This is a genomic window from Tunturiibacter gelidiferens, assembly GCF_051013345.1.
In the GTDB taxonomy this organism is placed as follows: Bacteria; Acidobacteriota; Terriglobia; order Terriglobales; family Acidobacteriaceae; genus Edaphobacter; species Edaphobacter gelidiferens_A.
This window is the reverse complement of record NZ_CP132939.1, coordinates 3,703,533-3,729,382: the sequence shown is the minus strand read 5'-3', so window position 1 is coordinate 3,729,382 and position 25,850 is coordinate 3,703,533. Positions and strand designations below refer to the sequence as shown.

At 59.0% G+C, this 25,850-nt stretch carries 24 protein-coding genes and 2 pseudogenes; 14 read left to right on the top strand and 12 right to left on the bottom strand.

The genetic code is table 11. From position 1 onward, the window contains the following. Positions 1-63 precede the first annotated feature (63 nt). Positions 64-1,104 (bottom strand): 6-phosphofructokinase, encoded by a 1,041-nt coding sequence (locus RBB80_RS18680; RefSeq protein WP_433963973.1) that lies wholly within the window; start codon positions 1,102-1,104, stop codon positions 64-66. Positions 1,105-1,450: 346 nt separating this feature from the next. Here RBB80_RS18680 and RBB80_RS18675 point away from each other — a divergent pair, with 346 nt between their 5' ends. Together RBB80_RS18675 and RBB80_RS18670 are read left to right on the top strand one after the other, a co-directional pair. Continuing rightward, positions 1,451-2,743 carry a hypothetical protein gene (locus RBB80_RS18675; RefSeq protein WP_433963972.1) on the top strand — a complete coding sequence of 431 codons (1,293 nt, stop codon included), beginning with the start codon at positions 1,451-1,453 and terminating at the stop codon, positions 2,741-2,743. 28 nt (positions 2,744-2,771) lie between these two features. After that, positions 2,772-2,951: an energy transducer TonB gene (locus tag RBB80_RS18670; protein ID WP_433963971.1), complete on the top strand. Its 180-nt coding sequence runs from the start codon at positions 2,772-2,774 to the stop codon at positions 2,949-2,951. Between the two features lie 7 nt (positions 2,952-2,958). On the opposite strand, the gene RBB80_RS18665 is transcribed toward RBB80_RS18670, so the two are convergent. The 5 genes from RBB80_RS18665 to RBB80_RS18645 form a co-directional block, all read right to left on the bottom strand. Further along, a complete protein-coding gene (locus RBB80_RS18665) occupies positions 2,959-3,990 on the bottom strand; it encodes an MBL fold metallo-hydrolase (RefSeq protein ID WP_433963970.1) in 1,032 nt (343 codons plus the stop codon). 21 nt (positions 3,991-4,011) lie between these two features. Further along, positions 4,012-4,818: an HAD family acid phosphatase gene (locus RBB80_RS18660; protein ID WP_433963969.1), complete on the bottom strand. Its 807-nt coding sequence runs from the start codon at positions 4,816-4,818 to the stop codon at positions 4,012-4,014. A gap of 22 nt (positions 4,819-4,840) precedes the next feature. Continuing rightward, positions 4,841-6,466 carry an AMP-dependent synthetase/ligase gene (locus RBB80_RS18655; protein ID WP_433963968.1) on the bottom strand — a complete coding sequence of 542 codons (1,626 nt, stop codon included), beginning with the start codon at positions 6,464-6,466 and terminating at the stop codon, positions 4,841-4,843. After that, positions 6,409-6,633, bottom strand: coding sequence for a hypothetical protein (locus RBB80_RS18650; protein WP_433963967.1), 225 nt, complete (start codon positions 6,631-6,633; stop codon positions 6,409-6,411). The genes RBB80_RS18655 and RBB80_RS18650 overlap by 58 nt, the downstream gene beginning before the upstream one ends. Before the next feature lie 119 nt (positions 6,634-6,752). After that, positions 6,753-7,346 carry a TetR/AcrR family transcriptional regulator gene (locus RBB80_RS18645; protein ID WP_433963966.1) on the bottom strand — a complete coding sequence of 198 codons (594 nt, stop codon included), beginning with the start codon at positions 7,344-7,346 and terminating at the stop codon, positions 6,753-6,755. Between the two features lie 137 nt (positions 7,347-7,483). Here RBB80_RS18645 and RBB80_RS18640 point away from each other — a divergent pair, with 137 nt between their 5' ends. Then, entirely contained in the window at positions 7,484-8,107 is a 624-nt protein-coding gene (locus RBB80_RS18640; protein ID WP_433963965.1) for a hypothetical protein, read from the top strand. A 41-nt stretch (positions 8,108-8,148) separates the two neighbouring features. Here RBB80_RS18640 and RBB80_RS18635 read toward each other — a convergent pair whose 3' ends face one another. Genes RBB80_RS18635 through RBB80_RS18625 form a run of 3 tightly spaced genes read right to left on the bottom strand, consistent with a single transcriptional unit; the run spans position 8,149 to position 12,702 of the window. Next, the gene (locus tag RBB80_RS18635) at positions 8,149-10,962 is read right to left on the bottom strand and encodes a glutamate synthase-related protein (protein WP_433963964.1); all 2,814 of its coding nucleotides are present in this window, start codon (positions 10,960-10,962) and stop codon (positions 8,149-8,151) included. A gap of 20 nt (positions 10,963-10,982) precedes the next feature. Next, on the bottom strand, positions 10,983-11,723 hold the full coding sequence (locus tag RBB80_RS18630) for a glutamate synthase central domain-containing protein (protein WP_433963963.1): 741 nt from the start codon (positions 11,721-11,723) through the stop codon (positions 10,983-10,985). Further along, entirely contained in the window at positions 11,686-12,702 is a 1,017-nt protein-coding gene (locus RBB80_RS18625) for a hypothetical protein (RefSeq protein WP_433963962.1), read from the bottom strand. The genes RBB80_RS18630 and RBB80_RS18625 overlap by 38 nt, the downstream gene beginning before the upstream one ends. Before the next feature lie 200 nt (positions 12,703-12,902). Here RBB80_RS18625 and RBB80_RS18620 point away from each other — a divergent pair, with 200 nt between their 5' ends. The 9 genes and pseudogenes from RBB80_RS18620 to RBB80_RS18580 all read left to right on the top strand — a co-directional run bounded on the left by RBB80_RS18620 (position 12,903) and on the right by RBB80_RS18580 (position 22,092). After that, complete coding sequence (locus RBB80_RS18620; protein ID WP_433963961.1) at positions 12,903-13,343, top strand: arginine repressor; 441 nt, start codon at positions 12,903-12,905, stop codon at positions 13,341-13,343. Next, positions 13,336-14,460, top strand: coding sequence for an N-acetyl-gamma-glutamyl-phosphate reductase (argC, locus tag RBB80_RS18615; protein WP_433963960.1), 1,125 nt, complete (start codon positions 13,336-13,338; stop codon positions 14,458-14,460). Before RBB80_RS18620 ends, argC begins: the two co-directional genes overlap by 8 nt. Beyond that, positions 14,457-15,238 (top strand): annotated as a pseudogene (argB, locus tag RBB80_RS18610) (acetylglutamate kinase). The gene argC and the pseudogene argB overlap by 4 nt, the downstream one beginning before the upstream one ends. Then, complete coding sequence (locus RBB80_RS18605; RefSeq protein WP_433963959.1) at positions 15,235-16,491, top strand: aspartate aminotransferase family protein; 1,257 nt, start codon at positions 15,235-15,237, stop codon at positions 16,489-16,491. Before argB ends, RBB80_RS18605 begins: the two are co-directional and overlap by 4 nt. Next, entirely contained in the window at positions 16,484-17,578 is a 1,095-nt protein-coding gene (gene argF / locus RBB80_RS18600) for an ornithine carbamoyltransferase (RefSeq protein WP_433963958.1), read from the top strand. Before RBB80_RS18605 ends, argF begins: the two co-directional genes overlap by 8 nt. 360 nt (positions 17,579-17,938) lie before the next feature. Then, positions 17,939-19,195, top strand: coding sequence for an argininosuccinate synthase (gene argG / locus RBB80_RS18595; protein ID WP_433963957.1), 1,257 nt, complete (start codon positions 17,939-17,941; stop codon positions 19,193-19,195). Positions 19,196-19,412: 217 nt separating this feature from the next. Further along, on the top strand, positions 19,413-19,862 hold the full coding sequence (locus tag RBB80_RS18590) for a hypothetical protein (protein WP_433963956.1): 450 nt from the start codon (positions 19,413-19,415) through the stop codon (positions 19,860-19,862). 39 nt (positions 19,863-19,901) lie between these two features. Continuing rightward, a pseudogene (gene argH, locus RBB80_RS18585) lies at positions 19,902-21,310 on the top strand (argininosuccinate lyase). A gap of 344 nt (positions 21,311-21,654) precedes the next feature. Then, positions 21,655-22,092 (top strand): GNAT family N-acetyltransferase, encoded by a 438-nt coding sequence (locus RBB80_RS18580; protein ID WP_433963955.1) that lies wholly within the window; start codon positions 21,655-21,657, stop codon positions 22,090-22,092. Between the two features lie 485 nt (positions 22,093-22,577). Here the strand turns inward: RBB80_RS18580 and RBB80_RS18575 are convergent, their stop codons facing one another. Beyond that, the gene (locus RBB80_RS18575; RefSeq protein WP_433963954.1) at positions 22,578-22,991 is read right to left on the bottom strand and encodes an ATP-binding cassette domain-containing protein; all 414 of its coding nucleotides are present in this window, start codon (positions 22,989-22,991) and stop codon (positions 22,578-22,580) included. 8 nt (positions 22,992-22,999) lie between these two features. Then, positions 23,000-23,368: an ATP-binding cassette domain-containing protein gene (locus RBB80_RS18570; protein WP_433963953.1), complete on the bottom strand. Its 369-nt coding sequence runs from the start codon at positions 23,366-23,368 to the stop codon at positions 23,000-23,002. Positions 23,369-23,517: 149 nt separating this feature from the next. Between RBB80_RS18570 and RBB80_RS18565 the strand changes: the two genes are divergently transcribed. Further along, a complete protein-coding gene (locus RBB80_RS18565; protein WP_433963952.1) occupies positions 23,518-23,940 on the top strand; it encodes a MauE/DoxX family redox-associated membrane protein in 423 nt (140 codons plus the stop codon). On the opposite strand, the gene RBB80_RS18560 is transcribed toward RBB80_RS18565, so the two are convergent. Further along, positions 23,937-25,331, bottom strand: coding sequence for a cytochrome P450 (locus tag RBB80_RS18560; protein WP_433963951.1), 1,395 nt, complete (start codon positions 25,329-25,331; stop codon positions 23,937-23,939). The two genes, RBB80_RS18565 and RBB80_RS18560, sit on opposite strands and share 4 nt — an antisense overlap. 156 nt (positions 25,332-25,487) lie before the next feature. Between RBB80_RS18560 and RBB80_RS18555 the strand changes: the two genes are divergently transcribed. Beyond that, a complete protein-coding gene (locus RBB80_RS18555; RefSeq protein WP_433963950.1) occupies positions 25,488-25,823 on the top strand; it encodes a hypothetical protein in 336 nt (111 codons plus the stop codon). The last annotated feature ends 27 nt before the right edge of the window (positions 25,824-25,850 follow it).

The following is a 25,850-nucleotide window of genomic DNA, read 5'->3' as shown; positions in this document are numbered from 1 at the left end:
AGCAACACCCAGCACCCTCTTTGTACCCCCTTTTGTCTACCGGCACAACAAAAATCTCCTTTGTTAACTGGAAGCTAACGGCTGTAACCCCTTCACCACCGCCAGTAAGTCCTCCCCGACCGTTCTCGTCTTGGCAATCGCGTCCGCCAGCGGAATATCCGTGATCTCGGTCCCCTTCAGCACCACCAGGCGGCCAAACTTACCCGCATGCACCAGATCAATCGCCGCCACGCCATATCGCGTAGCCAGCATCCGGTCGTAGGCCGACGGTGTTCCTCCCCGCTGCGTATGCCCCAGGTTCACGCTGCGCGTCTCATACCCCGTCCGCTTCTCAATCTCCTCCGCCAGCGCCTGCCCAATTCCACTCAGCCGCACATGGCCAAACGAGTCGACAGAAGTCCCGTGAGTCGCCTGCCCCGTCTCCGGAAACTGCGCGCCCTCGGCCGCGACCACAATCGAAAATTTCTTCCCATGCTCGCGCCGATACTTCACCAACCGGCAGACCTCTTCAATATCGATAGGCACCTCCGGCACTAGAATCACATCCGCGCCGCCGGCAATGCCCGCCGTAATCGCAATCCATCCAGCATCACGCCCCATCACCTCGCACACCATCACCCGGTTATGCGCCTCCGCGGTCGAGTGCAGTCGATCCACCGCTTCCGTAGCAATCCCCACAGCCGTATCAAACCCGAAGCAGGCATCGGTCCCGTTCAAATCATTATCGATCGTCTTCGGCACGCCAACGCACTTCACGCCCTTTTCGCTCAAAGCCAAACTGATCGACTGCGTATCGTCCCCGCCCAGCGCAATCAGAGCATCGAGCTTATGCTTTCCCAGTACCTCAAGACACTTCTCAAATCCACCTGGAATCTTCTTCACATTCGTTCTCGAAGACCGCAGAATCGTCCCGCCCCGATGCAGAATCCCGGAGGTCGTCTCGAGCGTAAGCGACATCGTCACATCATCCAACACGCCGCGCCACCCCTCCATGAAGCCGACAAACTCATCCCCATGATGCAGAATTCCCTTACGCACTGCAGCCCGAATCACCGCATTCAACCCAGGACAATCTCCGCCTCCCGTCAACATCCCAACCCGCATCGCAATCTCCTTTACACGTCAGCGAAATAATACCTCAGTTAGCCGCATATCCTGGCCAGACCATGGCGTCGTTGACCGCCGAAAACCTCCATTCGCCCATTTCCACACTTCCCGACAGGCAGGATCACCACTCCGCGTCAATCGGCATCAAAGTTACTGCCATGACCTTCTTCTCCGACTCGCAGGAAACAGTCTCTCGCTTCGGTGGCTACATCGACGAGCTACAAGATTTTTCCGGAGCAGTGGCGTCCCCTTCGGTGTACCGGACGACTTTTTCGCCTTCGCCCGCAGGGTCCAAAAGGACACCCAGCTTCGCGGCGACCTCTCCGTTCTGGCTAAATCGTTCATGGAGAGGGAGAGCCATGTCTCCCTCCGTACTGTCCTCACGATCCTTGCCGTAGCCAGCGGCGGCCCTGACGTCGCCACCTCGGACCGCGAGATCAGCACGCCGGTCAACCTCATCATCGACTTCCTCATCAGCGTGGGAGGCTGCAGTCGAATCAGCGCCGAACACCCCGACAGCCCCTGTTCAGAATCTGCTGTCGATCCTGAGGGACATTCTCTAGCGCTCGACCGCTCCTCCACGCGCCATCCACCCTTCGTAACACATCCCGACACCTTTATCTCCAACACCGCTCCGAGCGAAGGCGCTGAAGAACTGATCCTCCAGCCGATCTTTGCTTCCTCACTCGATCCGATACCTGCCGACTCCCACGACAGCGTGAACATTCTCACGGAATCGCTCACCCGGCTGGAACTCAATAGCCTTGAGGTCAAGTTCTACCTCGACTCCATCGACCAACGGATTAGCCGGATGGAGCCGCGACTCGAAAACATCCCGTCGCTTGTGCTGCCCGCTGCCCCGCAACACGCCAGCCAGAACCTCACCCCCCACATCAGAGACATCAATGATGCAAAGTTCTCCGCCGCCGTTCTGCCACCCGCACACCAAAACGATTCTGACCTGAACCAGGAGCCCGTCAAAGCAGCACCACAAAACGGGAAAGAAGTGGAGTCGAACCAGGCAAACGAGTCGAAATCAGAACCGGAGCCAAAGAGCGACAGGCAACCCAACAAACTTCCTGAAATTTTCACTCAGCCCTGGACGAGGTCCAGACAGCTGTTCTCCTCCGGCAAACCATACATGTTCCCCATTCTTCTTCTTTGCGCGGTGCTGATTCTTGCGGGTCTGGTCTACCGGCGTCTCGGGCGTGACACCGCCCAGGCAACCGCCGCCCCCGTCAGCGAGACTCTTCCATCCAGCGCAGATTCTCCACCTCTCGAGAACCAAAAACCTTCAGCAACCTTCACCACAGACCCTTCAAACGCCAACTCGAACCGCGCCGCGAAGAACGATCAGATCTGCAATCCGCAATCCGCAGTCACAGTCAGGCAGTCCGGCACAAGTACACCTGGCTCCTATGCCCCCTCACCGCCTTCAACCTCCCCGTATAACGAGAGCTCTGCAGCGGTAGCCACGAACACCACCTCTGCCCCCCGAAGCCCCCGAACCGGCTCCAGTAGCGGCAAGTCGCTTGAGTCCCACGGCGCTCTCCAATCGCCGGGTCAACGTATCGTCCGGGGTAATGGCGGCGAATCTGCTCTCCGCGCCAAAGCCCGCGTATCCAAAGCTCGCTAGTCTTACGCACACGCAGGGCAATGTCGTTATGCAGGCCATCATCTCGAAAAAAGGAACCGTCGAGAACCTGCGCGTTATCAAAGGACATCATCTTTTGCGAGGTGCTGCAACCAGCGCAGTGCGCACCTGGCGCTTCCGGCCCTACCTGATTAATGGAGTTCCAGTCGAAGTAGCAACTATCGTCAGTGTTGACTTCGCGCGGCAATAGGTCGCACTCACCGCCACCAATCCGACCGCACCTCTAACCCACTCACCACTTCAGTCGGTCTTCCTGGCTCAGGAGCCCACAACCGAATCCTTCGTTCCTCCGCAATCTCCAGCATCCGCGTAATCGGCTGCCGCCACGCATGCAGCGCAAGGTCGAATAACCCCCAGTGGATCGGCATCATCAATCCCCTGCCGCCGAGCGCTTCAAACGCTCGACCCGCCCCGTCGGGCCCAAGGTGAATCCCATCCCACAACGCATCAAACGCCCCAATCTCCAGCATCGTAAGATCAAACGGCCCATACGCCGCGCCAATCTTCGCAAAACCCTCCCACCACCCAGAATCCGCGCCAAAGTAAACGCTATGCTTCGCTCCCTTCAAGACAAACGCCGACCAAAGAGTCTCAAACCGATTGAATAGGCTTCTCCCGGAAAAATGACGCGACGGAACAGCCGTGATCTCCACTCCACCCACTGAGACACTCTGCGTCCAATCCAGCTCCGAGATTCGAGCAGAATCAACCCCAAACGCCTGCAACAGCTCTCCCACTCCGAGCGAAGTCACCCACCTCGCCTCACGCATCGACGCCAGCTGCGACAATCCTCGAATCGTAGCCTCCCCCAAGTGGTCATAGTGGTCGTGCGACACCAGCACCACGTCCATGGGCGGCAACTCTTCCAGACGCATGGGCGCAGCAAAAAATCTCTTTGGCCCCGCCCATCGCATAGGCGAAGCCCGCTCATCCCATACCGGATCCACCAGCACCCGCAGCCCATCAATCTCCAACAGCATCGAAGAGTGCCCCATCCAGGTCACCCGAAGCCCACTCGCGGGAGCCGCGTTATACACCGAAACATCAGTGTGGAACGGCCCAGGCGCCCTCACCGGCACCGTCTCCGCTTTGTTCATCAAATAATGTGGCAGCACCTTGAAGATCGTACTCAACCCACCGATCACCGTAGGCACCGGATTCAAAAACCTCCGCCCCGCCTTGTTCGCCCGCCGCAACACCGTCGTATCGCCGGATACTAAAGTCCCCAAATCAAGCCCCTCTCCAAACCCCTAAGGCAAATAGTAAAAGGGATTCGGCAGCTTCACGCTAATTTCCGCTCTGGGATCCCCATTCAAGTCACTCCACTGGTCCCCCACGCTCATCACAATCCGATACCCCGCGTCCACAATCTTCTTTCGCTCCTCGCTCTTGTATGCGACCGTAGCCATCGTCTTCTCGGCGCCCTCTCGCAGCGCAAGCCCCTTCCAACCAAGGTATCCCGCGGCCTCCAGATTCCTCGCCGTCGCAGCCTTCTGCTCCCCAGGCCTCCCAGTAATAAAGAAGACCTCCAGCCCCGCAGCCCGTGCTTCGTTGAACAGCCGAAGCGTCCCCGGTATCGCCATATCCGCCTGTGTTGAAACCGCCCACTCATTGAACGGCACCGAGATGAATCCGTAGTCCTCCCGCTTCATCTCGCAGTAGTTCGTCAGCGAAGTCTCATCAATGTCCAGCACCAATGCCAGCTTCTTTCCGTTCTTCTCCGCAGCGATCAGCCTCTTCAACTCAGCCTCCGCCCGCTTGGTCTGCGCATCCAGATCCGCCCAGTAGCACCCACCCGTCCCCACACAATCGGCGTAATCTTCCAGCCGATATCGCGCTACTCCAAAATTCTCCATCGGCTCAGCCGCGACCACCATCGTCGGATCAGCCGCCGCAGTCTCCGCCGTAGCCACTGCAGCCTCTACCGTTGGCCTGGGTCCCACCTGCGGCCGCAAACTGGCAACTTGCTTCCCCGCCGGCACCGCACAAACTGGTGGCCCCATCTGCGCCAGACAAACTCCACCGGCGAGCGCCACTACACCAACGACGCGCAACACGCCAGCTCCTACATCACCCAGCTCACACCTTCGATGCAGTCGCCTCATCCGCATAGAAATCTCCAATCTCCTTCGCGTACTTCTGCTCCACCACCCGCCGCTTCAACTTCATACTAGGCGTCAGCGTTCCGTCCTCCACGCTCCACTCCTCAGCAACCACGCTCATCCGCTTCATACTCTCAAAATTCGCCAGCCCCATATTCACCTTATCTACGATCTCCTGGTAAACCTTCACCACTTTCGCATCCTTCACCAGAGCCGCATGATCACCAGCCGTAATTCCCTGCCCCTTCGCCCATCCCTCAAGCGCCGCAAAGTTCGGCGAAATCAGCACACACGCAAATTTGTGCTTGTCTCCCACAAGAGCCGCCTGCGCCACCAGAGCATTCGCCTTCAACTTATTCTCAATCGGCTGCGGAGCAATCAGCTTCCCACCACTCGTCTTCAGCAGTTCCTTCTTCCTGTCCGTAATCGACAGATACCCATCCTTATCGATATTCCCAATATCACCCGTCTTGAACCACCCATCTGCTGTAAACGCCTCCTTCGTCTCCTTCTCCTTCTTCCAATACCCCACAAACACCGAAGGCCCCCGCACCTCCAGCTCGCCGTCCTCCGCAAACCGGCACTCCACATTCTTCAGCGCCTGCCCAACCGTCCCAATCCGATGAGCCTCCGGATAGTTCACCGCAATCACCGGCGAGGTCTCCGTCAACCCGTACCCCTCAAAGATCCGAATCCCCACATCCGCAAACCACCCCGCCGAATCCATCCCCAGCGGCGCGCCACCCGAGATAAACACCTCCGCCCGCCCGCCAAACGCCTCGCGAATCTTCGAGTACACCAGCTTGTTCGCAATCTTCCAGTTCAGCGAACCAGGCGTCTTCCCCACCAATATCTCCGCCCGATGCTTCTTCCCCACATCCACCGCCCAGCGCAGTATCTTCAACTTCGCAGGCGACGCTGCCGACTTCCCCTCCACTGCCTGCCGAATCTTTTCATACACCCTCGGCACCGCGAGAAGCACCGTCGGCCTCACGGCCTGCATCGCCGCAGCGAGTTGGTCGAACTTCGGACAATAAGCCAGCTTCACCCCATAACTCAGCAGCGCATAGTCCGTATGCCGTGCCGTCACATGCGACAGCGGCAGAAACGAGATGCAGCTATCCTTCTCCGAAAATCCCATCTTGCCCGTCGAGAAGTTCACATTGCTCGTCAGGTTTTCGTGCGTCAACATCACGCCCTTCGGCTCCCCGGTCGTTCCCGACGTATAGATAATCGTCGCTAGATCCTCCGGCTTCACCGTCTTCAACATCGCATCGAAGCCCGCATCCCGTTGCTGCTTCGCCTTCGCCCCCTCCATCAGCGCGCCAAAGCTCTCCGCATTCGGAAACTCGCCCGCATCCATCATCACCACATGCTGCAACTCCGGCAGTTCCCCCGCAGCCGACAACTTGTCATACTGCTCCCGCGACGACAGCACCGCCACCTTCGCTCCCGAGTCCCGCAACATATATCCAATCTGCTCCGGCGTCAGCGTCGGATAGAGCGGCACATCCACTCCTCCAATCGCCAGCGTCGCAAAATCCGTCACCGGCCACTCCCACCGGTTCTCCGACAGAATCGCCACGCGATCGCCCTTCCCCACCCCCATCCGCGAAGCACATCCGCCAGCGCCCGAACCCGCCCATAAAGCTCATCCGACGTAATCGGCTTCCATGCCCCATCCGCACCCTGCCCCATCATCACGGCCCGACTGCCCCGCCCCGTAGCCCGCTTCAAAACATCATTCAACGTCGAAAAATCAAACATCATTCATCTCCAAATCTCTTTTGTTGTCATTCCGCACCCTGAGCAAAGTCGAAGGGAGAGGAATCTGCTTTTGCCACCAGCCGCGACCTTTTCGCCGCAGTCGCCACAACCATGACAGACGTTCATCTCGCCTGAATTCCACTCAGCAGCACATCCATCACCTGCGCAGCTGTCGCCCTCGAATCATAGATCCGTCCCGTAAACACAGCCGAACTCAACAGCTCATCAATGGCCCCGAACATACAGTGCGCCACCACGCCATCGGAAACATCGCGCCGAAAGATCCCCTCCTGCTGCCCCCTCCGCACCACCTCGCGAACCACCTGGATGTACTTCACCAGATGATGATGCGAAAACTCCGCGATAAACCTCGCACTCTGCCGCACCTCGGTCTGCATCAACACCGCCATGCTGCGATTCACAGCATGGCTCTCCAGGTGAACCTGCGCGATGTACTCCAACTGCTCCCGGGGTCCGTGCAGCGTCTTAAACTCCTCCTCCACCTGCCGATGAAACTTATCAAAGGTTGAATCGATCGCCGTCCGCAGCACGTCATCTTTACTCTTGAAATAAAGATAGATCGTCCCATCCGCCACCCCGGCGCGTTTTGCGATCGCACTCACCGGCGAGCTGAAGTACCCATGCTCGGCGATGACCTCCACCGCCGCATCCAGAATGCGTTGATATTTTTCGCTTCCGGGTCCCGTTGCCGGCACCTCTGCCTTGATCGAATCAGGCCTCGTCTTCTTCGCTAATCGTTTCAGTCCAGGCCTCAAACCGGAAATCTCCGGTGCCGCCACTCTAATGAATCCACACGACTTTGCCAAGAATGAATTGCGATTCATTTACCTAAATGAATCTTTATGCATTCGCTTCTTTCGCTAGAAAAACTTCTTCAGATAGGTGCAGGTACCTGAGCTTCTTCGAACGCGTAACAAATATCAAAACAGCCCTCTGCCATTGTGCTTTCATGCTTTTACCCAAGCTCGCCGTTGCGCTCAGCATCGCCGTGGTCTCAGCGAACCCAGGCACGAATCCATTGCAATCTTCTGATCTGCATTTCAGCGCAGAGGATGTCGACGTAAAGGACGCCGTCCCAATCTCTGACGAGATCTGGTCACTTCTGAAAGAAGACATCGATGTACGAGACCAACTACAGCGTCAGAATGCTCCGCTAAAGGATCCAAAGAACTGGTTTTCCGCTGCAGTTGTTCACCTCCATAAAGCGAACGAATACGATCTTGTCGTGCAGGGCGAAGGTCCGATGATGGGAGCAAACGTGACCGAATTCTGGGTATTCGCGGAGACGAAACGCGGCCCTAAGCTAGTTCTCAAGGCCCCCGCTCATGACTTGTTGCTCCGAAACCATGTATCGAACGGCTACAGGATCATCGAAGCATCTGCGGTCACCGCCTTACGCGTCTCTACTTTGACCTACACATTCGATGGAAATCATTACGTGTTAATTCAGAAATAATCGCTGCTGCGGTGCCATCCTGATGTTCATACCCCAGCAGCCTAAACCTGCGGACGCGGAGTCAATCGGACGAACGCCGCCGCACGTGCAGGCCAATCCGCCAGCATGGCCTGCCCAAGCCCACTCCCCGACTCCTTCACATGCTCGACAATCAACGCACGCAGACTCTGCTGCGCCTCGGCTACAATTGCGCTAAACGGCTCTGCATCAATGAACTCCGGATGATACCTCAACCCCGACACGAAGGAACCATCAGCGTCACAAACCCAAGCCAGGCCGCCCGTCATTCCAGCACCAAAGTTGATCCCTACCCGGCCAAGAATCGCCACCACACCACCGGTCATATATTCGCACCCGTGATCTCCAACCCCCTCAACTACAGCAATCGCACCGGAGTTACGAACCGCAAACCGCTCTCCCGCTCGCCCCGCCGCAAACAACTTTCCAGACGTCGCGCCATAGAGAGCGACATTCCCAAGAATCACATGGTTCCCGCTATCCTTCGCCGCCAAACCCCGCGCCCGAATCACAAGCTCGCCGCCCGACAGACCCTTCCCGACAAAATCGTTCGCCTGTCCCTCGAGCACCAGCTTCATCCCATCCACCGCGAACGCGCCAAACGACTGTCCTGCCGTCCCCGTCAGGTTGAACGTGATATCCGCAGCAAGCTCTCCCTGCGCCCGACGCAAAGCCAACTCTCCAGCCAGCCGTGAACCAACCGCGCGATCAGAGTTAGCGATCTTCGAGTCCACCAAAAACGGCTCTCCAGCATCCACCGCCGCCATTGCTGGCGCAACCCACGCCTCATCCAGCGGAGGCCCCGCCACCGGCTGCGTATTCCGCACACCCATAAACCGGCTCGGCCCATCCGACACCCTCGCCAGCATCGGCTGCAGATCAAGATTCCCATCGAACCGAACCTGCTCCAACAGATCCGAGCGCCCGATCGCCGCCTCAATCGAAGGCAATCCATACCGAGCCAGCAGATGCTGCAGATCCCCCGACATCTGCTCGAAGAAGCGCACCACATGCTCCGGCTTGCCACGGAACTTCGCCCGCAGCTCCGGCTTCTGCGTCGCAATCCCCGTCGGACAAGTATTCAAATGACACTGCCGCGCCATATCGCAGCCCAGCACCACCAGCACCGCCGTGCCAAACGCATACTCATCCGCGCCCAGCAGCGCCGCAATCAAAATATCCCGCGCCGTAGCCAGGCCGCCATCGGTACGCAGTCTCACACGTCCGCGCATGCCATTCTGCATCAGCACCTGCTGCGCCTCTGCAAGTCCCAGCTCCCACGGGTTCCCCGCATACTTGATGCTCGAAAGCGCAGCCGCACCAGTCCCGCCAGTATTCCCAGCGATCACGATGTAGTCCGCATAAGCCTTCGCCACACCGGCAGCCACCGTACCCACGCCGCAGCCCGACACCAACTTCACGCCAATCGCAGCCCGCGGATTCACCCGCTTCAAGTCATAGATCAGCTGCGCCAGATCCTCAATCGAGTAAATATCATGATGCGGCGGAGGCGAGATCAACGCCACCCCCGGCTGCGCATGACGCAACCGCGCAATTAATCCACTCACCTTGTGTCCAGGCAGTTGTCCACCCTCGCCAGGCTTCGCCCCCTGCGCCACCTTGATCTCAATCTCCTCAGCGTGCGCCAGATACTCCGCCGTAACGCCAAACCGCCCCGACGCAATCTGCTTGATCTTGTTGTTCAGGTTATTGTTCCGATTACTACTGAAGGACACATGCACCGCAGGCGCTCCCACCGCAGCTTCAGCCACAGCAACTCCTCCGCCCGACCGCGCAGCAAGGCTCATCCCTCCACCCGCATCCACCCTCTCCGCGCCCTCAGGATGCAACCGATAGACCGCCGAGTCCTCGCCGCCCTCACCCGTATTCGACCGGCCGCCCAGCATATTCATCGCAGCCGTAATCGTCTGGTGAGCCTCCGGGCTCAAAGACCCAAGCGACATCGCACTAGCCACAAATCGTTTGCACAGACTCGCCGGCGTCTCCACATCACTCAACGCCAGCTCAGGCCCAGCCGGACGAATCTCCAACAGATCCCGCAACACCGCAGGATCACGAGCGATCACATCCCGCGTATAGATCGCAAAGGCACCCGCAGGGTCCGCAGGCTGCGGCACATTTCGCGCACTCCCCACCACCGACTGCAACGCCTTCACCGTAGGCGGCTGCCACGCATGAGGCTCCGAGACATCTGCCTTCCGGAATCGCACCCAGCCATAGTCCGGCAACTCAGCCGAAGCCACAGTGCCAGCCTCGCCCGGTGTCCACGTCTGCCGCAACTGCCGCTCCACCTCAGCGAATCCCACACCAGACAACGGAGCCGGCGTCCCGAAGAAGCACCTTGCCACCACACTCGAATGCAACCCCAGAATGTCGAACAGATGCGCCCCGCGGTAGCTGTCCACCACCGAGATCCCCATCTTCGACATCACCTTCGCAAGACCCGCATCAAGCGACTTCATCATCTTCCGCTCAGCATCCGCCGCATCGGTGCCAGCAGGCGCAAGACTCCTGCCTGTCTCGAGCGCAAGCCACGGACAAACCGCTCCCGCTCCATAACCAATCAGCACGGCAGCATGATGAATATCCCTGCAGTCTCCAGCCTCAACAGCAAGCCCAGCCAGCGTACGCAGCCCGGCATCCACCAGCGCATGATGCACCGCCCCCGTAGCCATCGCCATCGGAATCGGCAACCTCTCCGCACTCGCACTGCGATCGGAGAGCAACAGAATCCGAGCGCCCTCGCGCACCAGCTTGATCGCCTGCATGCACAGCTCATCAAGCCCCTGCGTCAGCGTCTTCTCCGCACTAAACACCGCCTGCAGCTCCGTCAGCTTCAGCTCTTCCTTATGCGGATATTCCCCTTCCGCAGCGCCTCCACATGCCCCAAAGTCAAAAAGGGAGAAGGCAGCGCAACTCCCGGCAGCGGCGCATTTTTATCCAGCAGGTGAGGCCATGGTCCAAGCCGCGTATGCAGCGACACCACGCAGGACTCGCGCAGCGAATCGATCGGCGGATTCGTCACCTGCGCAAACCTCTGTCGAAAGTACGCATAGATCGGACGCGGCGACCGGGCCAGAAACGCCAGCGGCGTATCATCCCCCATCGAGTACACCGCGTCCTTCCCCTCCAGCGCCATCGGCTGCAGAATCATCTTCACGTCTTCGCGCGTATACCCAAATCCACGCTGCACCGCAGCCAGCGCAGTTGAATCCACCACCGGCGCATCAACACCAATCAGCGGAGTATCTTCAACCAGCTTGGCGTACGTCGCCCCCGCATCGAACAACTCCAGCAACTCTTCATCCTCATAAACCTTGTGCTTCTCCAGATCCACCAGAAGCATCTGCCCCGGCCCCAGCCGTCCGCTATGCGTCACCTCTTCCGGATCGAGATCCACCAACCCCGCCTCCGACCCCGCAACCACCAGCCCCGCGCTCGTTATCGCAAATCGACAAGGCCGCAGCCCATTCCGATCCAGCGCCGCACCCACCACACGCCCGTCACTGAACGCAAGCGCCGCAGGGCCATCCCACGGCTCAGCACAATCCGTGTGGTATCTCAAAAGAAGACTCATGATGCCCATCCGTCGCCGGCGGCAGCAGCATGCGAACCGCCTCAGCCAACGTCCTGCCATTCTGCGACAGCAGCTCCACCGCCTCGTCAAGACTCGTAGAATCCGTCCCATCCTTCGTCAGCACCGGCTTGCACTCCACCGGCAGCGTCGAGTCGCGAGCGTCCATCCGCGCCCGGTTTCCCCACACCGTATTGATCTCGCCGTTATGTCCCAGCTTCCGCCCCGGTTGCGCCCGATGCCACGTCGGCAGCGTATTCGTAGCGTACCGCTGATGAAACACCGCGAACGGCGTAACGTAATCCTCCGAAGCCAGATCAGGATAGAAATCCCGCAGAAAAACGCCCGTACACATCGCCTTATAAACAATCGTCTGCGACGACATCGAGCACACATACCCCGTCACATCGCCCTGCTCATGCGCCCGCTCAAACTGCTTCCGCGCCAGATACAGCCGCCGCTCCATCGTCTCCGGTTCCGCATCCGCACCGTCGACAATCAGCACCTGCCGAATCTTCGGCATCGTCTCCAGCGCCGTCTCCCCCAGATACTCCGTCCGCACAGGCACATCGCGCCAACAAAGAATCTCGAAGTCATGCGAAAGCAGACAACGTCCAAGGACCTCCTCGGCACGCGTCTCCGCCATCGGAATCAGTAGCATCCCCACACCCAGCAGCTGCCTGTCGCCAAGCGATAGATTCGCAGACTTCACCAGCAACGACCGCGGAATCGCAGTCATCACCCCAACCCCGTCGCTGCTCTTCCCATCAGCCGCCGTCGCCCCACGATGCGCCAGCCTGCCCAGCGCCGTCAGCGCCTGCTCCAGAATCACATGCGAAGGCAAAGCCTCTACCGAAGCAACAAAACCCACACCACAAGAGTCATGGTCAAAACGCTCGTCAAGCAAGGACGGCGAAACCGGGGAAGACACACCCGCATCTCGGCGAGTTGGGTTCAAACTAGCTGCCAGGGACCGTTCCATGCTTCACTATACGTTGCACCCGGCACCGAAATCCCGGCTGCAACCCTTCCTTTTTGTGGGGCGCTCGTCAACGAGAGAGAAGACAAAGCATCGCATGTATAAATATACACAAATAATGTATATTTATACATACCGGTTCATCTAACAAATTGAGCCACAATTGACGACTTAACTACGGCAACACAGGTACAACAAAACTCATGAAACAACAGCGTCACGCCGTAATTCGAGAGTTGCTGGTAAAGACTGCGGTCACCAGCCAGGACGAGCTACGTCGAAAACTGGCCGGACGCGGATTTCATGTCACTCAAGCAACATTATCGCGCGATATTCACGAGTTAAAATTAAATAAAGGACCAACCGGCTACTCTCTTCCCAACGGCAACGACTCCGACGAAGACGCACTCCCCGGCATCCGCGAGGTTCTCGAAAGCTTCGGCCTCGAGGTGCGCCAGGCCATCAACCTCCTCGTCCTCGTCACCACCACCGGAAGCGCTCAACCCATCGCCGCCGGCATCGACTACGAGGACTGGCCCGAGGTCATAGGAACCATCGCAGGTGACGACACGGTCCTCATCATCTGCCCGGACGAAAAACAGGCCAGCCTGTTGAAGACAAGAATCGAAGGCTACCTTGGCTAACGCAACAGCCCACTCCACCATGCTCAACATACCCGAACGACCCGCCGTCCGCATCACCGCGCCTCGCACTGCCATCGCCGGTATCGGCGGCTACGCGGGCGGCGAGCTCGCGCGCCTGCTCCTGCATCATCCAAAGTTCCGCGAAACAGCGCCCACGTTTCTGGGTCGCGCCGGAGAACCAGAGTCGTCAAACGCCCTCTACCTCGAAGACATCCATCCTCAGCTTGCACTCGCAGGAAACCATCACGCACACGAGATCCTTCCCTTCACCTGGGAGCGCATCGTCGACGCCGGAATCGAAGTTTTATTCCTCGCCACCCCGCACGAGCAATCCCGCGAGTGGGCTCCCGAAGCGATCGAGCGCGGCATCAAGGTCATCGACCTCAGCGGCGCATGGCGTCTCCAGCACCACGCCAACCGCGAAGTCTACAAGCTCAAAGACACCAACGCAGACCACGCCGCACAGCTTCAATCAGAAGCCGTATACGGCTGCCCCGAGCTGCATCGCGACGACATCCGCAAAGCCCGTCTGGTCGCCAACCCAGGCTGCTACGCCACTTCCATCATCCTCGCGCTCGCACCGATGGTCCAGGCTGGCCTCGTCGACCTCGACCACGGCATCATCTGCGACGCCAAGTCCGGTGTCAGCGGCGCAGGCAAAGCACCCACCGCCAAAACTCACTTCATGTATGCAGCCGACAACCTCTCCGCCTACGCAGTCTTCGGCCACCGCCACACCGGCGAACTCCTCGAGCAGCTTCACATCACGTCAGATCAAATCCAGTTCACCCCGCATCTACTACCCATACCGCGCGGAATCCTATCCACGATCTACCTTCGCCTCAAAACCAAAACTGAAGCAGCCGCAATCAGCACCGTGCTCCAGAACTTCTATCGACATAGTCCGCTGGTTCGCCTACGCAACACACCGCACCTGCCGGAGATCCAACACATCGTGCGCACCAACTTCTGCGACCTCGGCTTCGCACTCGCCGCCGACGGTAGACGTCTCATCATGGTCTCCTGCCTCGACAATCTTTTAAAGGGCGCCTCCGGTCAGGCAGTCCAAAACCTCAACCTGATGTGCGGATGGAATGAAGAGGAGGGCTTGCTGTGAGATTTGTCGTCAAACTGGGCGGTGCCGCTCTCGAGGACAAGAAGATCCTCCACGCCTGCGGCAAAGCCATCGCCGACCTCGTCGCCGATGGAAATCAGGTCGCCGTCGTTCACGGTGGCGGCGTTCAGCTAACCCGCACCCTGGCCCTCATGGGCAAGAAGAGCGAGTTTATCTCCGGCCTGCGCATCACCGATGCCGAGACCCGCGACGCCGCCCTCATGGTCCTCGCCGGCCGCGTCAACAAATCGCTCGTAGCCGCCGTCGGCTCGCACGGCCAATCCGCAGTCGGCCTCTCCGGCGGCGATGGCCACGTCTTCCGCGCACGCAAGAAAAAACCAACCCCGACCTCGGCTTCGTCGGCGAGATCGCCGCCATGGACCCCAAGTGGCTCGAGGCCATCTGGACCATGGGCGCAGTCCCCGTCATCTCCTCCATCGCCCTCGGCTTCGACGGCGAGTACTACAACATCAACGCCGACGAGATGGCCGCCGCTTGCGCCATCGGCACCAAAGCCGACACCCTCGTCTTCCTCACCGACGTCCCCGGCGTCAAAGGCGCAGACGGCAACGTCATGCGCTGGCTCACCCTCGCCCAGATTCCAGCCATGGAAAAGGCGCAGGTCGTCTCCGGCGGCATGCTCCCAAAACTCAACGCCTGCCGCGACGCCCTCACTCACGGCGTCAAACGCGTACGTATTCTTCCCGCGGAAGCGGCATCTTTACTACCTGACCTCGTCTCCACACGGGTCAACGACGGAACGGAGGTCATGGTCGCATGAGCGCAGCACCCAACTTGCAATCCATCCAGGCAGCAGAGAAGAAGCTGCTCCTCAACACCTACGAGCGCAACCCTATCCTCTTCGTCAGCGGACAGGGCGTGCATCTGCGCGACGAAAACGGCAACGACTATCTCGACCTGCTCAGCGGCATCGGCGTCTGCGGCCTCGGCTACGCACACCCCGCCATCGAAGAGGCCATCGTTCGCCAGTCGAAGCGCCTCATCCACACCTCCAACCTCTTCTTCCACGAGCACACCGCGGAACTCGCCCTCCGCCTCACCGAGATTACAGGCCTCGACCGCGTCTTCTTAACCAACAGCGGCACCGAGGCCTGGGAAGCTGCCCTCAAGCTCTCCCGCGCCAACGCCGGCCGTCTCCGCGCAGCAGGCCGCAAGATCGGCACGCGCTTTCTCGCCCTCGAGCACGGCTTCCACGGCCGCACCATGGGCTCGGTCGCCACCACAGCGAAAGAAAAATACCGCGAGCCCTTCATGCCCGTCATGCCCGGCGTCGACTTCGTCCGCTTCAACGACGTAGCCGACCTCCGCGCAAAGTTCTCGAGCGAAGTCTGCGCCATCTGCATAGAACCCATTCAAGGTGAAGGCGGCATCCATCCCATCTCGCAAGAGTTCTTCGCCGCCGCACGCGAGCTCTGCGACACCACCGGCGCCCTCCTCATTGCCGACGAGATCCAGTCCGGCATGGGCCGCACCGGAAAATGGTTCGCCTACCAGCACTACAACATCCTCCCGGACATCACAACCGTCGCCAAGCCCATCGCAAACGGCATCCCCATGGGCGCAATGCTCTGCACCAACGCAGCCGCCGAGGCCATCACCCCCGGCATGCACGGCACCACCTTCGGCGGCAACCCACTTGCCTGCGCCGTAGCCATCGCCGTCATCGACACCATCAAGCGCGACAACCTCCTCGCCCACATTAACGAAGTCGGCGCATACTTCCACGACCAACTTACCCAACTAGCCAAACGCCACGACTGCATCACCGAAGTCCGCGGCAAAGGCCTCATGCTTGGCATCGAAATCAACTCCGCCGACCTCGCCCAGCGCGTCGCCGCCCAGATGCTCGAGCGCCGCATCATCATCAATCGCACCAGTGAGACCGTCCTCCGTCTCCTCCCGCCATTCCTCTTAGAGCGGCAACACGTCGACACCGCCATCAAAGCCTTCGACGAGATCTTCACCGCAGCACTCGCCGGCGCAGCACCGGCAGGAGACAAAGCCCATGGGTAGCAAAACCGTCATCATGAACACGAAGTCCGAAGCCGAAGACTTCGCCCCCACACGCGCACACGCTACCCTCGGCATCCAGTCCGACACCGCCTTCAGCGAAGCCTCCAAGCGTCTCCACGGCCGCGACCTCTGCTCCATCTCCGACCTCACCGTTCAGGAGATGGCCGCCATCATGGAGCTCGCCCACGCCGTCAAAGCCAACCCCGAAGACTTCCGCCACGCCCTCGACGCGCGCCAGATGGTCATGTTCTTCGAGAAGGCCTCCCTCCGCACCCGCCTCACCTTCGAGACCGCCATCAACACCCTCGGCGGCAACGCCATCTTCGTCGACCAGACCCAGTCCCCTCTCGGCGAGCGCGAGTCCCTCTCCGACATGGCTCACAACATCGAGCGCTGGATGTCCATCATGGTCCTCCGCACCTACGCCCACGACACCATCACCGAGCTCTCCGCCTGCTCCAAGATCCCCGTCATCAACGCCCTCTCCGACCTCGAGCACCCCTGCCAGGCCATCGCCGACTTCTTCACCCTCGAAGAGCGCTTCGGCTCCGCAGAAGGCCTCCACTTCACCTACGTCGGCGACGGCAACAACGTCTGCCACTCCCTCATGCTCACCGCCGCGCAACTCGGCTCCCACTGCACCGTAGCCACCCCCAAAGGCTTCGCCCCTAAACTCGAGATCATCCACAAAGCCCTTGAGATCGCCGAGACCACCGGCGGCAGCATCACCCTCATGCACGACCCCGTCAGAGCCGTCACCGGAGCCGACGCCGTCTACACCGACGTCTGCACCTCCATGGGCTTTGAGCACGAGGCCACCAAGCGCGCTCCCATCTTCAAGCCCTATCAGGTCAACGAAGGCCTCATGGCGCAAGCCCAGGCCGACGCCGTCTTCATGCACTGCCTCCCCGCGCACCGCAACGCCGAAGTCACCGACGCCGTCCTGGACGGCCCCCAATCCGTAGTCTTTGATCAAGCCGAAAACCGCATGCACGCACAAAAAGCCATCCTGCTCATGCTCCTCGGCGGAGCCAAGCGCACTTCCAGTAGCCGCAACCGCGGAACCCAACCCCGCAAACGCAGCTAAGCATGAGAAATGACATTCTCATCCATCACGTTTCATCTGTTTCATGGGCCGCATTCAGGCTACATCCTGTTTCTGGCTGTCTCTATTTTTCTTGCCGTTAGGTCGTGGTTTGTCGACATCTTCATCGATGAAAGTGAATCAGCTCCCTCCAATGTCGCTCGGGAGAGCCACGGACTAAAAGCAACTAAAGTGACTCGCCCAATAATGTGTGCGGTCTTTCTGCTTATGGCAGGCTTCGCTATTTGGAAAATGTGGCAACCATGATTCGAAAGTCTTTACGCCCTGTTCATGTCCACCGCCACCTAGAACTGATGAATAATTTTTCAGAGTATCTGCTCAACTATTGAGGTCTTCGATCACATGTCCGTAATACTGGAAACCCTCCCCCTCGGCCAAAAAGTCGGTATCGCCTTCTCCGGCGGCCTCGACACCAGCGCCGCCCTCCACTGGATGAAGCAAAAAGGCGCGCTCCCCTACGCCTACACCGCCAACCTCGGCCAGCCCGACGAAGCCGACTACGACGAGATCCCCCGCAAAGCCCTCGAGTACGGCGCCGAAAAAGCCCGCCTCATCGACTGCCGCGGCCCGCTCGTTCGCGAAGGCATCGCCGCCCTCCAATCCGGCGCCTTTCACATCACCACCGCCGGCGTCACCTACTTCAACACCACTCCCATCGGCCGAGCCGTCACCGGCACCATGCTCGTCACCGCCATGAAGGAGGACGACGTCAACATCTGGGGCGACGGCTCCACCTTCAAAGGCAACGACATCGAGCGCTTCTATCGCTACGGCCTCCTCGTCAACCCCGACCTCAAGGTCTACAAACCCTGGCTCGACGCTGCCTTCATCGACGAACTAGGCGGCCGCGCCGAGATGTCCGCCTTCATGACCAAGGCCGGCTTCGGCTACAAGATGTCCGCCGAAAAAGCCTACTCCACCGACTCCAACATCCTCGGCGCAACCCACGAAGCCAAGGACCTCGAACTCCTCACCACCAGCATGAAGATCGTCGCCCCCATCATGGGCACCGCCTTCTGGCGCGACGACGTAGCCATCAAACCCGAACAGATCACCGTCCGCTTCGAAGAAGGCTTCCCCGTCGCCCTCAACGGCAAAGAGCTCTCCGACCCCGTAGCCCTCATGCTCGAAGCCAACAGCATCGGCGGCCGCCACGGCCTCGGCATGAGCGACCAGATCGAAAACCGCATCATCGAAGCCAAGAGCCGCGGCATCTACGAGTCACCCGGCCTCGCTCTCCTCTTCATCGCCTACGAGCGCCTCATCACCGGCATCCACAACGAGGACACCATCGAGCAGTACCGCGAAAACGGCCGCAAGCTAGGCCGTCTCCTCTATCAGGGCCGCTGGTTCGACCCCCAGGCCATCATGCTCCGCGAAGCATCCCAACGCTGGGTCGCCAAACCTGTAACCGGAGAAGTTACAATCGAACTTCGCCGCGGCAACGACTACTCCATCCTCAACACGACCTCACCCAACCTGACCTTCCACCCCGAGCGCCTCACCATGGAAAAGGGCGAATCCACCTTCTCCCCCGCGACCGCATCGGCCAGCTCACCATGCGCAACCTGGACATCACCGACACCCGCGCCAAACTAATCACCTACGCCCAATCTGGCCTAATCACCCTAAGCAAAGGCTCCGAAATGCCCCAACTCAACAGCGGAAGCACCAAGGAGTAACTACCATCGCCGAGCTAGACAGCTCTTTATCCTTTGTAGTTATTCTTGCTTCTCGGTAACCCAAGGCTTCAGCCTTGGGCCTGTCGGAAACTCACCACAAACCGGGCTTTAGCCCCTGGGGTAAGCACTAAAAGATGCCCGGTCCACATCATTCCCGCACGATCTTTTCAACCATAGCCTTCGCGGCTCTGTTCATCTTGATTGCTGCAACGTATGCGCTCTTCCACGGCTATTTTGATCGAGGACACTTTGAAGTAAAACAAGCAGAATGGTCCTCCGCAAGACAGGTTGCTCTCGTGACGAAGCGCTCAGACAACGATGCGCTGAATGGAGATGAAATTTTCGTGGTGATCGAGAATCATCTCCTTTCTCTGTCCGAACTGAGGCGTGCGCTTCATAGTGACGCAGTCATTTTTGGAACTGACCGAGACTGTCTAAAAATCGAATGGCGAGATTCAACACACTTGCTTGTAAGGTGCGACGGCGGTTCGATCACGCAGGATCAAATAGACGTTCAAAAGCAAAAGAAAGACGGCATCATCATCTCTTACGCGAACATCGCCACCAAAACTGCAACGAATTAAGTGAGAGGTTTTAGTTTTCGCTACTGAGGCATTTTTAAAATGGCACAAGAGCAACAATCCGCAAAGATGTGGTCCGGCCGCTTCCGCGAACCACTCGACGCCACCTTCGAATCCTGGCAGCGCTCCTTCCCCTTCGACTGGCGCCTTGTCCCCTACGAAGTAGAAGCCAGCATAGCCCACGCCCGAGCCATCCAAGCCGCAGGCATCCTCACCAGCGAAGAGCTCCTGCAAATGGAAGAAGGCCTCCGCGCCGTAGCCAAACAGCAAGCCGAACAAGGCCAAGCCATCGTCACCGCAACCCCCAGGCCGAAGACGTCCACCACTACGTCGAACTCGAACTCACCAAACAAATCGGCGACCTCGCCCTAAAGCTCCACACCGGCCGCAGCCGCAACGAGCAGATCGCCACCGACATGCGCCTCTTCGTCCGCGAAGCCATCGACAACACCGTCGCGGGCCTCACCGCATGGCGCTCCCGCCTCGTCAACCTCGCCGAATCCGCAGGCGAAGCCACCATGCCCTCCTACACCCACCTCCAGCGCGCCGAACCCGTCCTCGTAGGCCACTGGCTCCTCGCCTACGTCAGCATGATCGAGCGCGACGCCTCCCGCCTCACCGACGCCCGCAAGCGCATGAACCTCTGCCCCCTCGGCTCCGGAGCAGTTGCAGGCGCAACCCTCTCCCTCGACCGCACCATCGCCGCCCGCGCCCTCGGCTTCGACGCCCCAACGCCCAACAGCATGGACGCCACCTCCGACCGCGACTTCGCCCTCGACTTCACACAAGCCCTCGCCACACTCGGCATCCACATCTCCCGCTTCGCCGAAGAGCTCACCCTCTACTCCACCGCCGAATTCGGTTTCCTCGACCTCCCCGAGCGCTTCTCCACCGGCTCCAGCGCGATGCCGCAAAAGAAAAACCCCGACCTCACCGAACTCATCCGCGGCAAATCCGGCCGACTCTTAGGCGCAGCCACCACACTAGCCACCCTCATCAAGGGACTCCCCCTTGCCTACAACAAAGACCTGCAGGAAGGCCAGGAGCCAGTCTTCGACGCAGCCGACACCATCGCCGGCATCCTAAGCGTCCTCCCTGCCTTCACCGCCTCCCTAAAATTCCGCTACGACACCATGAAGACCGCAGCCCACTCCGGCTACCTCAACGCCATGGCGGCCGCAACCTACCTCACCGACAAGGGCATTCCCTTCCGCAAAGCCCACGAGCACATCGGCAACGCCGTCCGCCTCGGGCTCGAAACCAACCGCGAACTCCAACAACTCACCCTCGACGAACTCCGCACCATCTCCCCCGCATTCGCCGAAGACTTCTTCTCCGCCATCACCCTGGAAGCCACACTGGACTGCCACGACGTCATCGGCGGCACCGCCCGCCCCCGCGTCCGCACTGCCCTGACCGAAGCAAAGACCCGACTCACGGAGCACGCGTGACGACGAAGCCGGTTCAATCTCTCGCTTCCCCAAAGATCCGTCATCTCGACCATCCAGAAGCCCGTCATCTCGACCATCCAGAAGCCCGTCATCTAGGCCATCCAGAAGCCCGTCATCTAGGCCATTCAAACCTCGTCATCTCGACCGAAGCGACTCACAGTCTCACCGTGAGTCGCGCAGTGGAGAGACCCCCGTATTCCGTCTTTGCCGGGTGCCCCAGATCTCGATTTTGAGATCTGGGCCTTCGCGCGAAGGCGCGAACCGCACTCCTCAATCCTCCGCACCGAACGTTTTGATCAAACCATCCAATACTCTGCGAAAATAAAGTAAGGAGCCGAACACAGTTGCCGACTACTCCCCTGATGACCGTGAGTGAATCCACCTCCTCATCCCGCCTCCGCGTAGGCGGCGCCACCGTGCGCAAAGCCAAGCTCCCCGACGCCGTCAACATCTTCGACCTCGTCAACTCCCTCTCCGGCGACGGCACCCTCCTCCGCCGCAACTACGCCGAAATCTGCGAGAACATCCGCGACTTCGCCGTAGCCGAATCCCCCATCGAGGGAGACTCAGGCGGTGTCTTCCTCGGCTGCGGCGCTCTCCACCTCTACGGCCCCCACCTCGCCGAGGTCCGCTCTATCGTCGTCAAGCCCGAAGCCAAGGGCCAGGGCGCAGGCGGCCGCCTCCTCCGCGCACTGCTCGAAGAAGCTGAGGAGCAAAAGTCACCGCCGTCTGCCTCTTCACCCGCATCCCCGATTTCTTCTTCCACTTCGGCTTTCGCGTAGTAGACCGCACCACTCTCCCCGACAAGATCTACAAAGATTGCCAGACCTGCCCCCGCCTCTACGCCTGCGACGAAGTCGCCATGGTCCGCGGCCCGTTGCCAAAGATCGCCGTCCTCGGCCCATCACGCATAGCCCAGCCAGAACTAGTCAAGCTCCAAACCGGCGTAATCCCACAAGCAGAATAGAGCGGTTCTCCTACTTCCGACCAACGGGAGGACCAAGCAATTTATCGCGCCCAGACCGGTACACGAGTCACGAAGTGACCGCTCCACGCGAAGTGGGCCCGTCCGGCAGGACATTTTTCGAGCATTCCAAAAATAAATCTCAAAAAGGTGGCGTATTTTCCAGCGCTCAAAAACGAACTGCTAATTCACCACGTTTACCACGCTTAAACACCACGTTTCACCACCCAAAGCACCACGCAACGCACCCGCTTTTCTCAAAATACCCTGTAAAAACCACAAATCACCATAGCCAAAAAAATCTCACCAGGCGTGATAAAAACCATCCCGCTCCGAAAGCTGAACCTCCGTCCTAAACAACTCACTCAGCCGCGAAGCGGTCAGTAATTCCTCCTTCGATCCATCCGCAATAATCCGCCCATCCCGCATCATCAAGATACGGTCGATCTCCGGTGGAATATCCGCAATATGGTGCGTAATCAGCATGATCCCAGTCCCCTGTTGCGCCAGCCTCCGCAACAATCCCCGCAACTCCGCCTGAGCCGCCAGATCCAGCGCATTCGAAGGCTCATCCAGCAGCAACATCCCCGCTGACCCCACCAATGCGCGGCCAATCATAATGCGCCTCTGCTGCCCCGCCGACATCTCCCCCACCAGCTTCTCCGCAAACTCCACCGCATCAATCTGCCGTAACACCTCCTGCGCATGAGTCCGCATAGCCTCCGTCACCACAAGGTTCGGCCACAGCGTACTACTCGAAAAAAACCCGTAACCACTGCATTGCGGCCCGTAGTCTGCAGCGTCTGCTTCCCCGGCAGCTCCGGCGAAACCACACCCAGCCGCTTCTTCAACTCCGTCAGATCCCAGCGCTCACGCCCAAAGATTCTAACCCTCATCTCCGGCTGCACCAGCGGATAACACTCGCACGTAATCGTCTTGATCAGCGTCGACTTCCCACACCCATTCGGGCCAAGAATCGCAATGTGCTCCCCTGCATTCACCGACAGATTTATATCGTGAAGGACAACATTCTCTCCGCGGGCCACATTAACATGGGCAAGATGCAGAAACGGCTCGGTTGAGTTCCCTGGCATAGCTCTAGAATATAGAGGACCGCGCACAACTTATGTCTCTCTCAACCAATCCTTATGTTCCACAGCAAGGTTCGTAACCCTGCATCCGTTTTGGCATCTGAGAAAAGAACGAATCCCGAATTCAACACACAGAAACAAGCGGAGAACCAATGGCCGAAGAATCGAAGCTTTCCGATGAGCGAATAGCGTACGCTCTGCTCCGTATCGCGGTCGGCGTTAACCTGATGATGCACGGCGTAAGCCGCATGATCACAGGCCCGGGAGAGTTCGCCGCGAAACTCGTGATGCAGTTCGGCCACGCCCAACTTCCCGCATGGAGCGTATGGTTCTTCGGTCTGATCCTACCCTCGATTGAAGGTCTTTTAGGCTTTCTCATTTTGACCGGCCTCAGAACACGAGCCGCACTCATTGCCGCAAGTCTCCTCATCGTCGTGCTGACGTTTGGATCCGCACTTCTGCAGGACTGGGCCACCGCGGGAACTCAACTGACCTATGCTTTGGTCTACTCCGTATTGATTTTCCTGCACCGGTACAACGGATGGTCGATCGACTCCTGGATGGAGCGGCGCTAGCCTCTTCTTTCCACCATCAATCGAACTCCATCTTTCGGCCGCAGGCTTATAGCAGGATTAACCGCGATCTGAGTCGGTGCTCCAGCTGGCAGGCCAAGTCTCCAGTCCCGCACTATCGTAGCCAGAGACAGCACTCCCTCCATCCAGGCCAATCCTTCGCCGATGCACTGACGGCTTCCCGCCGCAAACGGAAAGAACGCGAAGCGCGGACGCGACCTGACAGTCTCCTTCTTATCCACTGCAAAACGCTCAGGATCGAATCGGAGTGGATCGGGATAAAAACGCTCATCGCGGTGAACGACGAACTGAGGCGCGATAAGAACCGCTCCCTTGGCAATTGCATAGCCGGCGATTTCGTAGGATTCGACACAGCTGCGGGCGATCACCCAGACCGGCGGATAGAGCCGCATAGTCTCAGAAAACACCTGAGTAGTGTAAGGGAGACGAGAGTAGTCGGCTGCTGTCGGCGCACGATCTCCGAGAACCATACGCGCTTCTTCACACAGACGTGCCTGCACCTCCGGGTACTTGGCGAGCAGCCACAGCGCAAAGCTCAGTGCATTCGCAGTGGTCTCGTGCCCCGCAAGCATAATGGTCAGACACTCATCATGCACCTGCTGGTCCGACATGCGGCCGCTGGAGCCTTCCGTATCCACCGCCTCCATAAGCATCGAGAGTAGATCGCCGCGATCTCCCGGCGATCTGCGGCGTTCCTGGATCATTCCATAAATGATCGTGTCGAGGTCCGCCTGTCCCTTCCGGATCCGCTTCATAGCAGGCAGCGGTAATCGTTGAATCTGTTCGGAGAAGGGCAGAATCGCCAGCGGAAGAAAACCCATAAACGCATCTACCGCAGCCGAAACCTTCTTCACCTCTTCGTGCGACTGAACGTCTAGATCGAAGAGGCACTTGCCGACAATCCGCAACGCCAGCTCGAGCATATCGTCGTGCACATCACGAATCGAACCGTGCTTCCAACTCTGTGAAATCGCGGCAGCATTCTCTCCAATCACCTCTCCATAGTTCGCTATTCGATGACGTAAAAACGCCGGCTGTGCAAGCCTTCGCTGACGCATGTGCAGCGGCTCTTCACTGGTCAGCAGACCTTCTCCCAGAACAGTCTTTGACCGCTGCATTACGATCCCGCGATGATGCTTGCCCGCATCCTTGATTAGAAAATCCTCGATAAGCTCAGGATGATTCAGCTGATAGATATGCCGGCCAAAGACGGTGTAGTGAACAAGGTCTCCATAACGCCGCGCAGACTCCACCATTGACTCGACTGCCGTTTGCCGAAACATGCGGCCTGTCAGGAAGCGGGAGAGAAAGGAAGGGCCGGCAGGATACCTCTTCGAGCGCCCTGGATGAATATCGAGTGCAACTTCGGTCATTCGAGCCCCTGATCGAGTGTAGCCCCCAGCTAATCGGAACCGCGTCATCTGGCCGATAGGTCTTTGATCCGCCGGAATAAGCGGTTTTACGACTTTCTTATCCGTGACATGATCCACTCACATAAAGCTTTCCTCGAGACTCGTACACATAGAAACATGAGCCGCATCGCCACAGTTTTGATCTTGCTTGCCGCCGCCGCTCTCGAAGCAGGCGGCGACGCTCTCATTCGTGCAGGCCTTCATACGAACGCTTCCAGGCCCCGCATTCTAATGTTCGGAGCAGCCGCCATCGTCCTCTTTGCGTATGGCTGGACGGTCAATGCGCCCCCATGGGACTTTGGAAAACTCCTCGGCCTGTACGTTGTCTTCTTCTTCGCAATCGCCCAACTGCTCTCTTGGCTAGTCTTCAAACAGGCTCCCTCAACAACGATCCTTATAGGAGGAACGTTGATCGTTGCCGGAGGCATAGTCATCTCGCTTGCCAAAACCTAAACATCTCAGCCATCACGAACACGCAGA

Coding starts and splice junctions, on each gene's coding strand:
- RBB80_RS18590 (WP_433963956.1), top strand. CDS start 19,413: ATGCCCGGTCCACATCATTCCCGCACGATCTTTTCAACCATAGCCTTC.
- argF (WP_433963958.1), top strand. CDS start 16,484: ATGGGTAGCAAAACCGTCATCATGAACACGAAGTCCGAAGCCGAAGAC.
- RBB80_RS18570 (WP_433963953.1), bottom strand. CDS start 23,368: ATGCCAGGGAACTCAACCGAGCCGTTTCTGCATCTTGCCCATGTTAAT.
- RBB80_RS18640 (WP_433963965.1), top strand. CDS start 7,484: ATGAATCTTTATGCATTCGCTTCTTTCGCTAGAAAAACTTCTTCAGAT.
- RBB80_RS18675 (WP_433963972.1), top strand. CDS start 1,451: ATGGAGAGGGAGAGCCATGTCTCCCTCCGTACTGTCCTCACGATCCTT.
- RBB80_RS18620 (WP_433963961.1), top strand. CDS start 12,903: ATGAAACAACAGCGTCACGCCGTAATTCGAGAGTTGCTGGTAAAGACT.
- RBB80_RS18625 (WP_433963962.1), bottom strand. CDS start 12,702: ATGGAACGGTCCCTGGCAGCTAGTTTGAACCCAACTCGCCGAGATGCG.
- RBB80_RS18630 (WP_433963963.1), bottom strand. CDS start 11,723: ATGAGTCTTCTTTTGAGATACCACACGGATTGTGCTGAGCCGTGGGAT.
- RBB80_RS18560 (WP_433963951.1), bottom strand. CDS start 25,331: ATGACCGAAGTTGCACTCGATATTCATCCAGGGCGCTCGAAGAGGTAT.
- RBB80_RS18670 (WP_433963971.1), top strand. CDS start 2,772: ATGCAGGCCATCATCTCGAAAAAAGGAACCGTCGAGAACCTGCGCGTT.
- RBB80_RS18565 (WP_433963952.1), top strand. CDS start 23,518: ATGGCCGAAGAATCGAAGCTTTCCGATGAGCGAATAGCGTACGCTCTG.
- RBB80_RS18575 (WP_433963954.1), bottom strand. CDS start 22,991: ATGCGGACTCATGCGCAGGAGGTGTTACGGCAGATTGATGCGGTGGAG.
- RBB80_RS18555 (WP_433963950.1), top strand. CDS start 25,488: ATGAGCCGCATCGCCACAGTTTTGATCTTGCTTGCCGCCGCCGCTCTC.
- RBB80_RS18605 (WP_433963959.1), top strand. CDS start 15,235: ATGAGCGCAGCACCCAACTTGCAATCCATCCAGGCAGCAGAGAAGAAG.
- argG (WP_433963957.1), top strand. CDS start 17,939: ATGTCCGTAATACTGGAAACCCTCCCCCTCGGCCAAAAAGTCGGTATC.
- RBB80_RS18680 (WP_433963973.1), bottom strand. CDS start 1,104: ATGCGGGTTGGGATGTTGACGGGAGGCGGAGATTGTCCTGGGTTGAAT.
- RBB80_RS18650 (WP_433963967.1), bottom strand. CDS start 6,633: ATGATGTTTGATTTTTCGACGTTGAATGATGTTTTGAAGCGGGCTACG.